The sequence below is a fragment of the Streptomyces paromomycinus genome (genome assembly GCF_003865155.1).
GTDB lineage: Bacteria > Actinomycetota > Actinomycetes > Streptomycetales > Streptomycetaceae > Streptomyces > Streptomyces chrestomyceticus.
This window is the reverse complement of record NZ_BHZD01000001.1, coordinates 8140339-8154576: the sequence shown is the minus strand read 5'-3', so window position 1 is coordinate 8154576 and position 14238 is coordinate 8140339. Positions and strand designations below refer to the sequence as shown.

Here is a 14238-nt window from a genome sequence, read left to right as displayed (position 1 = left end):
CACCCCCGCGGCGGGTCAGTCGCGCAGGGCGTTGAAGCGGCCCTCGTGGTAGAGCAGCGGGCGGCTGCGGCCCGCCGTGCCGGCGTACCCCTCCGGGTCGCCCTCGACGACCTGGCCGAGCACGATGCGGTGATCGCCGGCGGGCACCCGGGCCACCACCTCGCAGACCAGCCAGGCCAGCACACCGTCCAGCAGCGGCACGCCGTACGGGCCGGGGCGCCAGGAGGTCGGCGCGGCGAAGCGGTCGGCGCCGCTGCGCGCGAAGGTGGCGGCCAGCTCCCGCTGGTGCTCGCCCAGTATGTGCACGCCGACGTACCCGGCCTCGGAGACCGTGGCCCAGCTGGAGGAGCCGGTGCTGATGCCGAAGGACAGCAGCGGCGGGTCGGCGGCCACCGAGGTCACGGAGGTGGCGGTGAAGCCGACCGGGCGGGTGCCCGGCGCGGTGATCACGGCGACGCCCGCCGCGTGCTGCCGAAAGACGGAGCGCAGCAGGTCGGGAGTGGCGGAACGGGGCGTACCGAGGGCGGCTGGTGCCGTCATGGAGGTGTCCTTCTGCCGTGGTGTACGGGCCGGAGCGGCGCCGTCGCCGGCGCGGCCGAAGTCGTCGCTGCTCACGCGCCGGGACAGCGCACCCGGACGGTGCGCCGGAGGTCCGCGTACGCGCGTGCGCGAAGGAAGGTGCCTGACCGCATGACGTCACCCTGACGATGCGTGTGCCGGGCAGTCAAGTGACGCCGGGCATCTGGGAGATCAATCACGGACCGCGGCCCCCAGAGCGGCGATGACATCGGCCTTGCGGGGCTGCCCGGCGGCCCGGCGCACGACCGCGCCGTCCCCGTCGAGCACCAGCACCGTGGGTGTGCGCTCGATCCGCAGCGTCCGCACCAGGTCCAGGTGCGCCTCCGCGTCGATCTCGACGTGCGCCACGCCGGCCACCATCCCGGCCACCTCGGCCAGGGTGCGCCGGGTGGCCCGGCAGGGCTGGCAGAAGGCGCTGGAGAACTGCACGAGCGTGGCCCGCTCCCCCAGCCCGGCGCCGACCTCGGCGGCGCCCAGCCGCGTCCCCACGTCCTGCCCTCGCACGCGTCACCCTCCCTCGCACCGGTGCGCGGCGCGCCGGGGAAGCCCGCTGCCGCGGGGCGGCGCCGCACACCGTCGGTCCTGTCGTCGACGGGTGCAGCGTCCGCGGGGCCGCGTTCATTCCCGCCGGGCGCGGGACCGAGGTATACCTTCTGCCGCACCGGGCAACTGGACGGTGTGACCGCCACGTGACGAGAATCTCCCGGCAGCGGGGTCCCGTACGGTAGCCCCTGGGCCGCCGATCGGGCACGATCTCCCGAAAGCCGCATACTTACGGCTGCGTAACTTCTTCGCCGGGAGAACCCTCCCCAGGCACAGAAAAGGGGTCCCCGACATGGCAGAGCTCGTCTACCCGCCCGTCATCGGCGCCGCCCGCGCGGCGTTCAAGGCGCTCGACCTGAAGTTCGACATCGCCGGGGCCGACCACATCCCCCGGCGCGGCGGCGCGGTCCTGGTGAGCAACCACATCGGATACCTGGACTTCATCTTCTGCGGGCTGGCCGCCCGCCCCGCCAAGCGCCTGGTGCGCTTCATGGCCAAGGAGTCGGTCTTCCGGCACAAGGTGTCGGGTCCGCTGATGCGCGCGATGAAGCACATCCCGGTGGACCGTACGCAGGGTGTGCACGCCTACAAGCACGCGCTGAGCGCGCTGCGCGGCGGCGAGATCATCGGGGTCTTCCCGGAAGCGACGATCTCGGAGTCCTTCACCCTGAAGACCTTCAAGTCGGGCGCGGCCCGGCTGGCGCAGGAGGCGGGGGTGCCGCTGCTGCCGATGGCGCTGTGGGGCACCCAGCGGCTGTGGACCAAGGGGCACAAGCGGGACCTGGGCCGCAACCACTTCCCGATCACCATCCGGGTCGGCGAGCCGGTCGAGGCGTCGCCGGACGAGCAGACGGAGAAGATCACCGACCGGCTGCGGTCCCGGGTGCAGGACCTCCTGGAAGCGGCGCAGCGCGCGTACCCGGTCCGCCCCAAGGGCCCGGAGGACACCTGGTGGGTCCCGGCCCACCTCGGCGGCACGGCTCCCGCACCGGGAGCCTAGGCTCTGCCGTAGCGTGCCTCGGGCATCTCCAGCGCGGTCGGCAGCAGCTGCCACAGACGGGCACGGTCGACGGCCTCCTGGAGGCAGTGCGGTACGGCGGGACGCGGCTCGGCGAAGAGCACCGGGCGGTCGGCTTCCCCCAGCTCCGGCCGGACGGGCCAGGCCAGCTGCTCCCGGCCGAGACGGAATTGCGCGTCGACGCCGGGCTTGTTGCCCCGCGGGTCCCCTGAGTCGGCGCTGTGCGGGATGGCGTCGCGGACGTACGTGAACGCCGCCTCGGCGTATGAGTATGCGTGGCCGTCGCGGAGCGGAGCCGTCGGACGATGTCGTGTACGACCGGGTTCTCATGATCGATCGCGGTGTCGGCAGCCAAGTACGCAGAAATCTCGGGCTCGTACTGGATCAGCTCCATGATCCGCGAGCATAGCCATGCGCCCGACCGGAAGCCAATGCCTTTCCGGTCGGGCGCATAGCCATACGAATTCAGCCGCGTGGTGCGGTCGCCCTAGCGCCCCATCTCCTCGCGCAGCGCAGCCAGCATCCCGTCCACGTCCTCCTCCGTCGTGTCGAAGGAGCACATCCAGCGGACGTCGCCCGCGGCCTCGTCCCAGAAGTAGAAGCGGTAGCGCTTCTGCAGCCGCTCGGTGACGTCGTGCGGCAGGCGCGCGAAGACGGCGTTGGCCTGGACGGGGTAGAGGATCTCCACGCCGTCCACCTCGCGGACGCCGGCGGCGAGCCGCTGGGCCATGCTGTTGGCGTGCCGGGCGTTGCGCAGCCAGAGGTCACGCGTGAGCAGCGCCTCCAACTGCACGGATATGAAGCGCATCTTGGAGGCGAGCTGCATGGACATCTTGCGTACGTGCTTCATCGCCCGCACCGCGTCCGGGTTGACGACGACGACCGCCTCGCCGAACAGCGCCCCGTTCTTCGTGCCGCCCAGCGAGAGCACGTCCACGCCGACCGCGTTCGTGAACGCCCGCATCGGTACGTCCAGCGACGCCGCCGCGTTGGCGATCCGCGACCCGTCCAGGTGCACCAGCATGTTGCGCTCGTGGGCGTGCTCGCAGATGGCCCGCACCTCGTCGGGGGTGTAGACCGTGCCCAGCTCGGTGTTCTGGGTGATCGAGACGACCTGCGGCATCGCGCGGTGCTCGTCGTCCCAGCCGTACGCCTCGCGGTCGATCAGCTCCGGGGTGAGCTTGCCGTCCTCGGTCGGCACGGTCAGCAGCTTCAGGCCGCCGACCCGCTCGGGGGCACCGCACTCGTCCACGTGGATGTGCGCGGAGTCCGCGCAGATCACCGCGCCCCAGCGGTCGGTCATCGCCTGGAGGGCGACGACGTTGGCGCCGGTGCCGTTGAAGACCGGGAAGGCCTCGGCGGTCTGCCCGAAGTGGCTGCGGATCGTCCGCTGGAGCGCTTCGGTGTACTCGTCCTCGCCGTAGGCGACCTGGTGGCCGCCGTTGGCGAGGGCGAGGGCCGCCAGCACCTCGGGGTGGGCGCCGGCGTAGTTGTCGCTGGCGAAGCCGCGTACCGCCGGGTCGTGGCGCCGCCGGGCGTCGGTCTGCCGTGCGGTCACACTTCGGGGGTCAGCCACAGACGCTGTCCATTCACTTCCTGGGCGGGCCGCTCCCAGACGCCGCTGACGGCCTGGGCCAGGTCCTTGACGTCCGTGAAGCCCGCGAACTTGGCATTCGGGCGCTCGGCGCGCATCTGGTCGTTGACGAGCGCCTTGACCACCAGGATGGCAGCCGCCGCCTTCGGGCCGTCCGCGCCCCCGGCCTTGCGGAAGGCGTCGCCGAGGGCCAGCGTCCACGCCTCGGCGGCCGCCTTGGACGCGGCGTACGCGGCGTTCCCGGCGGTCGGCTTGCTCGCGCCCGCCGCACTGACCAGCAGGTACCGGCCGTTCCCGGACCGCTCCAGCGGGCCCTGGAAGGCGAGCGAGGTGTGCTGGACCGTACGGATGAGCAGTTTCTCCAGCAGGTCCCAGTCGGCGAGGTCGGTCTCCGCGAAGGAGGCGGAGCCGCGCCAGCCGCCGACCAGGTGCACCAGGCCGTCGATCCGGCCGAACTCCTTCTCCGTACGGTCGGCCCAGCCGCAGGTCGCGTCCAGGTCCAGCAGGTCCACGGTGTCGCCGGTGACGGTGGCGCCGCCGTGCGCGTACCGCGCGGCGTCCACGGCCTCCGCCAGCCGCGCGGCGTCCGCGTCGGCGGCGACCACGGTCGCCCCCGCCTCGGCGAGCCGCAGCAGCGTCGCCCGCCCCGCGGGGCCGGCCGCCCCGGCCACCGCGATGACCGCGCCTTCCAGATGTCCCTGGCCGTTGGTCGCAGTACTCATGTTCCTCGTCTCCTCGTGCTCCGGCGTGCCCTGGGTGCCGCCGGCACTCACACCGCCGCCAGTACGTCGCTGCCGGCCGTGATGCCCTTGGTGGAGGCAATCACGCCGCGCAGTTTCTTGGCGAGCGCCTCGTAGAACATGCTCAGCGGGAACTCGTCCGGCAGGACGTCGTCGACCAGCTTGCGCGGCGGCTTGTCGAGGTCGAGCGCGTCGGGGCCCTTGGCCCAGACGGAGCCGGGGTGCGGGGCGAGGTAGGTGGAGACGAGGTCGTAGGCGGCGAACCAGTGGACCAGCTTGGGGCGGTCGATGCCGTCCCGGTAGAGCTTCTCGATCTCGCCGCACAGCTGGTTGGTGACCTGCGGGGCGCGCTCCCAGTCGATGTGGAGGGTGTTGTCCGTCCAGCGTACGACGTCGTGCTGGTGCAGGTACGCGAAGAGGAGCTGGCCGCCGAGGCCGTCGTAGTTGCGCACCCGGTCACCGGTGACGGGGAAGCGGAACATCCGGTCGAAGATCACCGCGTACTGCACGTCGCGGGCCTGGCGGAAGCCCTCGGCCTCCAGCTTGACGGCCTCCTTGAAGGCGGTCAGGTCGCAGCGCAGCTCCTCCAGGCCGTACATCCAGAACGGCTGCCGCTGCTTGATCATGAAGGGGTCGAACGGCAGGTCACCGTGGCTGTGGGTGCGGTCGTGGACCATGTCCCAGAGCACGAACGCCTGCTGGCAGCGGTCCTGGTCGGCGAGCATCGCGCGGATGTCGGCGGGCAGTTCGACGCCCAGCGTCTCGACGGCGGCCTCGCTGACCCGGCGGAAGCGGGCGGCCTCGCGGTCGCAGAAGATGCCGCCCCAGGTGAAGCGCTCGGGCGCCTCGCGCACGGCGATGGTCTCCGGGAAGAGGACGGCGGAGTTGGTGTCGTACCCGGCCGTGAAGTCCTCGAAGGTGATGCCGCAGAACAGCGGGTTGTCGTAACGGGTGCGCTCCAGCTCCGCCAGCCACTCGGGCCAGACCATGCGCAGCACGACCGCCTCGAAGTTGCGGTCCGGGTTGCCGTTCTGCGTGTACATGGGGAAGACGACCAGGTGCTGGAGGCCGTCGACGCGCTCCCGCGCGGGCTGGAAGGCCAGCAGCGAGTCGAGGAAGTCGGGCACGGCGAAGCCGCCGTCGGCCCAGCGGCGCAGGTCCGCCACGAGCGCCCGGTGGTAGGCGGCGTCGTGCGGGAGCAGCGGCGCCAGCTCCTCGATGGCCGATATGGCGCGCTCGACCTCACGCCGGACGTCGTCGGCGGCGGGCGCGCCCTCGGCGTCGAGGTCGACCGAGCCGTCCTTGGACTGCCAGGGGCGGATGGCCTCGATGGCGTCCTTGAGCACCGGCCACGCGGGATGCGCGACCACACGCTCTGCGGTCCCGATGCCCCCCGGGGCACCCACAGGCGAAAGAATTTCCGTCATGACTACCCTCCGGCAGGAGATCCTGTTGTGCGGACACGGTATCCACGGGTCCTCCGCGACCTCAAGAGCCACCGGGAAAAATCTTTCGCTAAACCCCCATGGTCACGAATCTTTTTCCTGTATGGCGAAGATGGGGCGGGAGTTTCTGTCAGCCCGGCCCACCCCTGCCGCGCATCCTCCAGCACGTTCCAACACGTACCGACATCTACCCCGCAACGGTCGTCCCATCCGGTGCGGGCCGCCCGCCGGACACCCGGCGCGGCGGCCGGCCGCGGGGACCGGCCTTCGGCGAGCGGGTGGTTCCGGCCGATTCCCGTCCGCCCGTCGAGCCGCTCCCGTACGGCACCGTCCCGTACGGAGCACCGGGCGCACGCGGCGGCCGGGCCCGCCAACTGGGACTCGGCGGCGCGCGGCCCCGGTGGGGCGCTCACGCCACGCCCCGACGCCCGCGCCACAGGCTTGACCGGTTCCTGTCACCCCCCTGCCGCTGTCCTGTCACTCCCCTGCGGCTCTCCTTCCGCTCCCCTGCGGCTCTCCTCCCGCTCTCCCGCCCCTGACTTGTCGCCCCGGCCCGCCGCGTCAGCGCGCGGAGGACTCGCCCACGCACGAGTGAGGCGCATTCCGGGCGGAAGCCCCGGACGACGGCGCGCAACGCCCCGGCGCACGCCCCTGGCCGCGGCGCCGATCGCCGCGAGCCCCGGCGCCGCCCCGGATTTCCCGGCCCCGGCGGGTGCGGCCGCAGACCTGACAAGTCCCCGTTCCGGCCACGTCGGAGCGCTGTCCGACATCGGTTCCGGCGTTCCGGACGCCCGTTAGGCTGTGCGCCGTTTCGCAAGTGCAGCCGGTGGGCCCGCGCTCGGGACAGGTCCGGCAGCCGTGGCCCGCGGCCGGTACCGGTCTGCCGGCACCCCCTACAGAAACGAGGCAGCCTTGTCCTTTCTCACCATCGGACACCGCGGGATGATGGGCGTCGAGCCGGAGAACACCCTGCGCTCGTTCGCCCGCGCCGAACGCGAAGGTCTCGACGTCATCGAGCTGGACCTGCACCTGAGCAAGGACGGCGCGCTCGTGGTCATGCACGACGCGGACGTGGACCGCACGACCGACGGGACGGGGCCGATCGCCGACCGCACCCTGGCCGAGCTGCGCGAACTGGACGCCGGCGACGGCGAGCGGATCCCGGTGTTCGAGGAGATCGTGGACGCGGTACGGGCCCCGCTGCAGGCGGAGATCAAGGACGCGGCCGCCGCCCGGGCGCTCGCCGAGGTCCTGCGCGCCCGCGACCTGACCGCCCGGGTCGAGGTGATCTCCTTCCACGACGCGGCGCTGGCCACCGTCTCCCGGCTGCTGCCCGGCGTGCGGACCGCGCTGGTCGCCGAGCACTACGGCATCGACGTGGTGGACCGCGCCCTGGCCGTGGGCGCCTCGGCGCTCTCCCTCGACATCCGCAGGCTCACCCTGGAGCTGGTGGAACGGGCCCACACCGCGGGGCTGCGGGTGCTCGGCTGGACCGTCAACACCCACGACCAGCTCCGGCTCAGCCGCGGCCTTGGGCTGGACGGTGTGGTGACCGACTTCCCCGAGATCCGGCGGGCGGTGCGGTTCACGGCCTGAGGGCCGGCGCGGCAAAGCGGTACGGGCGGGCCGCCGGAGGAAGGGGGCCCGCCCGGCGCCTCGGCCGAGCGCCCGGCGCCTCGGCCGGACGTCCCGGCTGCCTCAGCCGAGCTCCTTGACCAGCAGCTCGAACTCCAGGTCGGCACGCTGCGGGATGCCGAACCGCTCGTCGCCGTACGGGAACGGGAACATCGTGCCCGTACGCCGGAAACCGCGCCGCTCGTACCAGGCGATCAGCTCGTCCCGCTGCCGGATGACGGTCATCCGCATCTCGGCCGCGTCCCACTCGGCGCGGGCGGTGCGCTCCGCCTCGGCCATGATCACTTTGCCGAAGCCGCCGCCCTGGAGCGTGGGCCGGACCGCGAACATCCCGAAGTACACGTGGTCGCCCCGGCGTTCGAGCTGGCAGCAGGCGACGATCTCCCCCGCGTTCTCGGCGAGCAGCAGCCGGCTGTCCGCGTCGCGCAGGACGGCCGTGACGCCCTCCGGATCGGTGCGCTGGCCTTCCAGCAGATCCGCCTCGGTGGTCCAGCCGGCCCGGCTCGCGTCGCCTCGGTAGGCGGACTCGATCAGCTCGACGACCGCCGGGACGTCGGCTTCGGTGGCGGTTCTGTAGGTCAGCTCGACGGTCGGCATCGGCGGTGTCCTCTCGGGGTGGCGTGCGGCGCGGCGTACGGGCACCGGCGCCGGGGCGCCGCGCGGTACGGCCGTACCGGAGGCTAACAAGAGCCACCGCGCCACCGCCCGGCCCGCCCGAAGGCGTAGGGTCCGCAGCATGGTGCATGTACTGAGCAGCAGGGTGCTGGTGCGGCCGTCCGACCCCGAGCGGTCGCGGGAGTTCTACGGCAGCGCGCTGGGCCTGGAGGTCTACCGCGAATTCGGTACCGGCCCGGAGCGCGGCACGGTCTTCTTCCTCGGCGGCGGCTACCTGGAGGTCTCCGGCCGCTCCCCCGAGCCCCCTACAACCACGCTCCAACTCTGGCTCCAGGTCGCCGACGCCGCCGCGGCGCACGAAGAACTGGCGGCCCGTGGGGTGGAGATCCTGCGTCCCCCGGTGAAGGAGCCGTGGGGCTTGATCGAAATGTGGATCGCGGACCCCGACGGCCATCGCATCGTGCTGACCGAGGTCCCGGCGGACCACCCCCTGCGATACCGGCCCGGCATCTGACCTCCGCGACTCCGCCTGCCCGCCGTACGGCCGACCCGCCGCACATGCTCCCCACCGTGCGCCCGTGCGCTCCCGATGCCGGGTTTCCGGCGCGCGTCCGCGCCCCGTCAGCGGGGCACGATGCCGCTGTACCGGGCCGCGCGGCGCCGCGCCGCGTGCGACCGCCGTACGGGCTCTCGGGGAGGACGCCGTGCACGGACCGCCATGGGTCGGCTGGCTGCTGGTGCTGCTGTGTGCCGGAGCGGGCGCGTACTGCCTGTCGAGCGTGCGGCGCGGTACGGCCGCGCAGCGGCGGGAGGCGCGCGGCGAGGCGCTGATGGGGCTGGGCATGGCGGCGATGGCCGTACCCGCCACGGCCCTGGCCCAGCCGTCCTGGGCACCCTGGGCGTTCGCGGCCGTCTTCGGCGCCGCGGGCCTGTGGGCGCTGCTGCGCCGACATCCGCACCATGCGGTGGGCGCGGCGGCGATGGTCTACATGTCCCTGGCGATGGTGTCCGTCCCCGGCGGCGGGCCGGGGGGCGGCGGACACGCGGAGTCCATGACGCACATGGGGTCGACGGGACCGGGCGGCTTGCCGGTGTTCACGGTGCTGCTCCTGGCCTACTACGCCGTGTACGTCGTCGTCGCCGGCGTACGGCTGGCACCGGCAGCCGCTCCCGGCACAGCGGACTGCGCCCCGCAAGCCCCGGCGCGGGCCTCCTGGCCGGAGGTCGTGGGAGCGTGCCGGGTGGCGATGGGCATCGGCATGTTCGCGATGCTGCTGACGCTCTGAGCGGACGGCGGCCGCCCGTGCGCGTGCATGCCGCACCGCACAGCCACCGGCGCCCTCGGAAGCCGTGGTATACATCACTTCCGACGCGGATCGTACCTCGCGGTAGCCACGCGCTCATAGGCTGAAGCCATGATGGTCCCTCTCGCGCTGATGATGCTCGGCGCGCTGGTCGCGGCGACGGCGCCGCGCCTGATGGCCCGCGCCGAATGGCCCGACCGCGAACCGGTGCTCGCCCTGTGGGTGTGGCAGTGCGTGGTCGCCACCGTACTGCTGTGCTGCGTCCTCGCGATGTCCCTCTTCGGCGCCGCCGCGTGGGAAGCCGTACGCAGTCATCTCTTCGGCCATGCGCCGCGCGTCGTCGTCGAGGCGTACGCCCTCAAGGAGTACGGCCCGTGGTCCGGCGTACTGGCCGCGGTACTGGCGGGCGGCGGCGCGTGGACGGCCGTCATGCTCACCCGCGAGGTGCGCGACGCCCGCGCCCGGCGCCGGAAGCGACGCGCCGACCTGCTGCGGCGCTCCCCGCTACTGCCCGGCGAAGAGCCCTCCGGCGACCGGCTCGTGGTCCTCGAAGGCGACCGCCCCGAAGCGTGGTGGCTGCACGGCGCCACTCCTCAACTGGTCGTCACCACGTCGGCGTTGCGCCGCCTGAAAGGCCGTCAGCTCGATGCGCTGATCGCCCACGAGCAGGGCCACGCACGAGCCCGCCACGACGTGCTGCTGTACTGCGCCTCGGCGCTCGCGGCCGGATTCCCGCAGGTCCCGGTCTTCGCCGCGTTCCGCGACCAGGTGCACCGGCTGGTCGAACTGGCCGCCGACGACGTGGCCTCGCGCCGCTTCGGCCGGCTGACGATCGCCCTGGCCCTGGTCGAACTCAACGAGGACCGCGGGGTGTTCGGCCCCTGCCCCGCCCAGTGCGCCCAGCTCCCCCACCGCGTACACCGCCTGCTCGCCCCGGCCCCGCGCTTCACCCCGGGCCGCCGCCTGCGCATGACGGCCGTCGCGGCCCTCGTCCCGGCGATCCCGCTGCTGGTGACGTTCATACCGGGGCTGAGCGCGCTGACGTACTGAGGGCCGAGGGGCGCGCCGAGGAGGCACGGGCGCAAGGGCATACCGAGGCCGTACGAACGCCCGCAGCCGGGCACACGCCGACGTACGAACACGTCTCCGCACGAACACATCCCGCACGAACACACCCCCGTACGGAGACCCCCTGGCCCCGCCCGGCACGCCTCCGCGAGGATTTCCCCATGCCCCCGCCTCCGCCATCTCCCCCGCCCCCAGCAGGCCGTCCCCCTCCCCCCACCGCTCCACCCGCCTGTCCCTCCTCCTGCTCCTCCCCTTCATCGCCCTCCTCGCTCTGGTGACCGCCCGCTGGAGCCCGCTGCTCGCTCTCGACCACGGCATCGCGACGTCCCTGCACCGCACGGCCGTCACGGCTCCCGGCCTGACCTCCGTCAACAAGGTCTTCTCCGACTGGGTGTGGGACCCGTGGACCCTGCGGGCCCTCCTGGCCGTCGCGGTCATCGCACTACTGCGCCGCAGGCAGTGGGTACTGGGCTGCTGGGTGGCCGTCACAGCAGCCGTGGGGACAGCGTTGCAGCAGGTACTGAAGGCACTCGTGGGCCGCCAGCGCCCCGAGTGGCCGGACCCCGTCGACTCCGCGCACTACGCGGCCTTCCCCTCCGGCCACGCCATGACGGCGGCGGTGGCGGGCGGCCTGGCGCTGTGGCTGTTGCGGCTGTCCGGGGCCCGTCGGCGGTGGCTGTGGGCGGCCGCGGTGCTGGTCGGCGTGTCCGTGGCGGGTGTCGGGCTCACCCGCGTCTACCTCGGGGTCCACTGGGCCACGGACGTGCTCGGCGGCTGGCTGCTGGGCGGGGCCCTGGTGGCGGCCGCGGCGGCCGGGTACGCCCACCGGTACAGGGCGCGGCGATGACGGCGGGCCGCCGACGCGACAGGATGGCCCCATGACGATCAAGGGTGTGCTCTTCGACTTCTCCGGGACGCTGCTGCGCATCGAATCGCCGGAGAGCTGGCTGCGGGCGGTACTGGCCGGGACCGGGACGGACCTCGCGGAGGAGGAGGTGGTCCGCCTCGCGGCGGAGCTGGGCCGGGTCGGCGCGCTGCCCGGCGGTTCGTCGCCGCAGCACCTGCCGCCCGAGCTGGCCGCCCTCTGGGAGGTACGGGACCGCAGCGCCGACCGGCACCGCGAGCTGTACACCGGGCTGGCCCGGCAAGTACCGCTGCCCGACGAAGCGTTGTACGACGCACTGTACGAACGCCACATGACGCCCGCCGCGTGGGCGCCGTACCCGGACGCCGCCGAAGTCCTGTCCGAACTACGGCGACGCGGCATCCGCACCGCCGTGGTCAGCAACATCGGCTGGGACCTCCGGCCGGTCCTTCGCGCACACGGCCTCGACCGCTTCGTCGACAGCTACGCCCTGTCGTACGAACACGGCATCCAGAAGCCCGACCCGCGACTGTTCGAGATCGCATGCGAGGAACTGGCGTTGCCCCCCACGGACGTCCTGATGGTCGGCGACGACCGCACGGCGGACGGCGGAGCCACAGCCCTGGGCTGCACCTACCTCCCCGTCGACCACATCCCGGTAACCGAACGCCCTGCCGGTCTGCGCCCCGTACTGAGCCTGGCCGGCTGACCCACCCGGACCCGGCGGGCGCCCGGCCGCCCCTACGGCCGCAGCACCTCCGTATGAATGGCCAGCTTGAACTGGGCGTGGGTGATCGCGGCCGGCACCTTGGCGTCGCCGGGGCCGCGTGCCGAGATCTTCAAGCCGACCGGTGTGCCCGGATGGACGAACATCTGCCACAGGTAGGTCTTGTACTGGCCGCCTCCGGTCTTCCACGTGTCCGTGGTGGCCGTCGAGTCGTAGCCGGGGCCGAGTGGGTCGCGTACGAAGCGGGCCCGGTATTCGTTCGGGCGGTCGTCCGCCGCCCAGAACACCATCGCGGACAGCAGGCCCCAGCCCTCGTGGCTAGGCCAGATCAGGCCCGAGCGGGCGTCCGGGAACGCCGACGGTGTGCCGCCTCCGTTGGCCGGGTCGTGCATCTTCCACGGGTCGTAGGACTCGTCGCCCGCTCCGTACGGGAAGCGCACCAGGTGGTACCCGTCACTGTCGTACGAGATCTTCTGTGTCCCGGCTCCGTGTTTCTCCGCGTCCCAGAGCAGTGAGCACACCACGACGGACATATGTCGTTCCTCTCCCGACTTTCGGTGGCGGGAACCCCTCCGGCCCCACACGTCCATTGCGCCACAGGTGTCGCCCGCGCGGTAGACGGCGGGCGGCACCGGGCCGGCGGGAGGCGGAGCGGACGGTCAGGTGATGCCGACGCTGGCCAGGGCGTGGCGTTGGACGGCGGTGAGGTCGGTGGGGAAGTAGACGTAGCAGATGCCGCCGGTGCCGCTGACGACCTTGCCTTCGGCGTTCTTGCGTTTGGTGCGGAGCCAGATGTTCTCGAATTCGCGGCGCTTGTAGACGCGGCGGACCGCGGCGTTGGTCGGTGAGTTGGGGTCGTTGGCGACGACGTCGCCGGTGCGGGTGAAGCCGATGACGGTCATCAGGTGGCCGGCCGTGCCGTAACCGGCGCCGGTCAGTTCGGCGGCCAGGAAGGACTGGGAGGTGATCACGGGGATGCCCGCGTGGATGAGGGTCTCCGCGTCGGAGAGGGTGCGCAGCCGGGTGACGACGGCCTCCATGTCCTGGTAGGTGGCCGCGTAGGCGGTGTTGAACGGCCAGTTGCCGCAGCCCTCGTACTGGTAGTCGTAGGTGTAGCGGGCGGCGTGGCAGACCTGGGGGTCGGCGTAGGCGGGGTTGACCCAGGCCAGGTCGGCGGCGGTGGGTTTGCGGCCCCAGTACTCGATGATCATCTGGGAGGAGGTGGGGCTGCACCAGGCCTCGCCCCCGTTGTCGTACTCCGGGTACTGCCCCTTGTGGGTCTCCTGCGAGTACCGCGGCACGACCAGCTCGCGGCCGGTCGCGACGCCCGGCTTGGCGGCCGGCACGTCGAAGCGGTCGGGGATGTCGGAACCCATCAGTCCCAGGCGCCACACCGTGGGGGTCAGGGTGGTGCCGGGCTTCCGGTAGAGCGTGACGCGCAGCTCGTACGAGGCCAGCCGTACCCCGCTCGCGGGGTTGTCGATCGCGAAGGTGTCGGTGGAGATGCTGCTCCGGCCGTCCTTCTGGCCGTCGACGGAGGTACGGCGGATGTCGCCGTCCCCGGCGGCCCAGCGGCCCATGACGTACCACGGGGTCCGTACGCCGTCGCCGTACGTGCCGCGCAGCTCGACGGCGATCCAGGTGCCGGCGGGCGTCTGGGCGTTCCAGGAGACGACGGCTTCGGTGGACGGGACCTTGAGCGTGCGGGCCGGGGACGTCCAGACGGCGTACTCCCAGGCCGCGGTCGTACCGGTGTGCGGATCACGGTAGTCGGCGGTGCCGGCCGGGCGGTCGATCAGCACGCCCGGGCGGCGCCCGTCGGCCACCCGGGTGCCGTTCGCGACACCTTGGTTCCAGTCGGCTGCGGTGTGCCAGGCTCGGTAGTCCACGAGACGCTTCGCCTTCGGTGCGGCGGACGGTGCGGAAGAGGAGGCGGCGTGCGCCAGCGGGGTGGCCGCGCCTGCCGCGACGGCGAGGGCGGCGGCCAGAACGGTACGCCGGGGTGTGGGTCTGCTCATGGTGGAGTCCCCCAGTCGGATGCGAAGGATTGAGCCAGGAGAACAGTGGAGCTCAACTATTCCGCCGCATACACCCTTCGGCCAGCC

The 14238-nt window shown here is 72.5% G+C and carries 15 protein-coding genes and 1 pseudogene; 7 read left to right on the top strand and 9 right to left on the bottom strand.

Annotation, left to right across the window (positions count from 1 at the left end; all coding sequences use genetic code 11):
- Positions 1-15 precede the first annotated feature (15 nt).
- The gene (locus OEIGOIKO_RS35300) at positions 16-540 is read right to left on the bottom strand and encodes a flavin reductase family protein (protein WP_125059366.1); all 525 of its coding nucleotides are present in this window, start codon (positions 538-540) and stop codon (positions 16-18) included.
- 210 nt (positions 541-750) lie between these two features.
- On the bottom strand, positions 751-1083 hold the full coding sequence (locus OEIGOIKO_RS35295) for a thioredoxin family protein (RefSeq protein WP_125057441.1): 333 nt from the start codon (positions 1081-1083) through the stop codon (positions 751-753).
- Positions 1084-1414: 331 nt separating this feature from the next.
- Here OEIGOIKO_RS35295 and OEIGOIKO_RS35290 point away from each other — a divergent pair, with 331 nt between their 5' ends.
- A complete protein-coding gene (locus OEIGOIKO_RS35290) occupies positions 1415-2122 on the top strand; it encodes a lysophospholipid acyltransferase family protein (RefSeq protein ID WP_125057440.1) in 708 nt (235 codons plus the stop codon).
- Here the strand turns inward: OEIGOIKO_RS35290 and OEIGOIKO_RS35285 are convergent.
- The 4 genes and pseudogenes from OEIGOIKO_RS35285 to OEIGOIKO_RS35270 form a co-directional block, all read right to left on the bottom strand.
- A pseudogene (locus OEIGOIKO_RS35285) lies at positions 2119-2534 on the bottom strand (hypothetical protein). The gene OEIGOIKO_RS35290 and the pseudogene OEIGOIKO_RS35285 sit on opposite strands and share 4 nt — an antisense overlap.
- A 93-nt stretch (positions 2535-2627) precedes the next feature.
- On the bottom strand, positions 2628-3698 hold the full coding sequence (locus tag OEIGOIKO_RS35280) for a threonine aldolase family protein (protein ID WP_246177744.1): 1071 nt from the start codon (positions 3696-3698) through the stop codon (positions 2628-2630).
- Positions 3695-4456, bottom strand: a complete 762-nt coding sequence (locus tag OEIGOIKO_RS35275) for an SDR family NAD(P)-dependent oxidoreductase (RefSeq protein WP_125057438.1) — start codon at positions 4454-4456, stop codon at positions 3695-3697. Before OEIGOIKO_RS35275 ends, OEIGOIKO_RS35280 begins: the two co-directional genes overlap by 4 nt.
- A gap of 47 nt (positions 4457-4503) precedes the next feature.
- Entirely contained in the window at positions 4504-5901 is a 1398-nt protein-coding gene (locus tag OEIGOIKO_RS35270) for a DUF6421 family protein (RefSeq protein ID WP_125057437.1), read from the bottom strand.
- Between the two features lie 930 nt (positions 5902-6831).
- Between OEIGOIKO_RS35270 and OEIGOIKO_RS35265 the strand changes: the two genes are divergently transcribed.
- Positions 6832-7515: a glycerophosphodiester phosphodiesterase gene (locus OEIGOIKO_RS35265; RefSeq protein ID WP_125057436.1), complete on the top strand. Its 684-nt coding sequence runs from the start codon at positions 6832-6834 to the stop codon at positions 7513-7515.
- Positions 7516-7617: 102 nt separating this feature from the next.
- Here the strand turns inward: OEIGOIKO_RS35265 and OEIGOIKO_RS35260 are convergent, their stop codons facing one another.
- Positions 7618-8151 (bottom strand): GNAT family N-acetyltransferase, encoded by a 534-nt coding sequence (locus OEIGOIKO_RS35260; protein WP_125057435.1) that lies wholly within the window; start codon positions 8149-8151, stop codon positions 7618-7620.
- Between the two features lie 139 nt (positions 8152-8290).
- Between OEIGOIKO_RS35260 and OEIGOIKO_RS35255 the strand changes: the two genes are divergently transcribed.
- The 5 genes from OEIGOIKO_RS35255 (at position 8291) to OEIGOIKO_RS35235 (ending at position 12115) form a co-directional block, all read left to right on the top strand.
- Positions 8291-8683, top strand: coding sequence for a VOC family protein (locus OEIGOIKO_RS35255; RefSeq protein WP_125057434.1), 393 nt, complete (start codon positions 8291-8293; stop codon positions 8681-8683).
- A gap of 190 nt (positions 8684-8873) precedes the next feature.
- Complete coding sequence (locus OEIGOIKO_RS35250) at positions 8874-9455, top strand: DUF5134 domain-containing protein (protein WP_125057433.1); 582 nt, start codon at positions 8874-8876, stop codon at positions 9453-9455.
- Positions 9456-9584: 129 nt separating this feature from the next.
- A complete protein-coding gene (locus OEIGOIKO_RS35245; protein WP_125057432.1) occupies positions 9585-10523 on the top strand; it encodes a M56 family metallopeptidase in 939 nt (312 codons plus the stop codon).
- A gap of 196 nt (positions 10524-10719) precedes the next feature.
- Positions 10720-11388 (top strand): phosphatase PAP2 family protein, encoded by a 669-nt coding sequence (locus tag OEIGOIKO_RS35240; RefSeq protein ID WP_125057431.1) that lies wholly within the window; start codon positions 10720-10722, stop codon positions 11386-11388.
- A 31-nt stretch (positions 11389-11419) separates the two neighbouring features.
- A complete protein-coding gene (locus tag OEIGOIKO_RS35235; RefSeq protein ID WP_125057430.1) occupies positions 11420-12115 on the top strand; it encodes an HAD family hydrolase in 696 nt (231 codons plus the stop codon).
- Between the two features lie 32 nt (positions 12116-12147).
- Here OEIGOIKO_RS35235 and OEIGOIKO_RS35230 read toward each other — a convergent pair whose 3' ends face one another.
- The gene (locus OEIGOIKO_RS35230) at positions 12148-12666 is read right to left on the bottom strand and encodes a hypothetical protein (protein ID WP_125057429.1); all 519 of its coding nucleotides are present in this window, start codon (positions 12664-12666) and stop codon (positions 12148-12150) included.
- 126 nt (positions 12667-12792) lie between these two features.
- Entirely contained in the window at positions 12793-14151 is a 1359-nt protein-coding gene (locus tag OEIGOIKO_RS35225) for a peptidase C39 family protein (protein WP_125057428.1), read from the bottom strand.
- Positions 14152-14238: the final 87 nt, after the last annotated feature.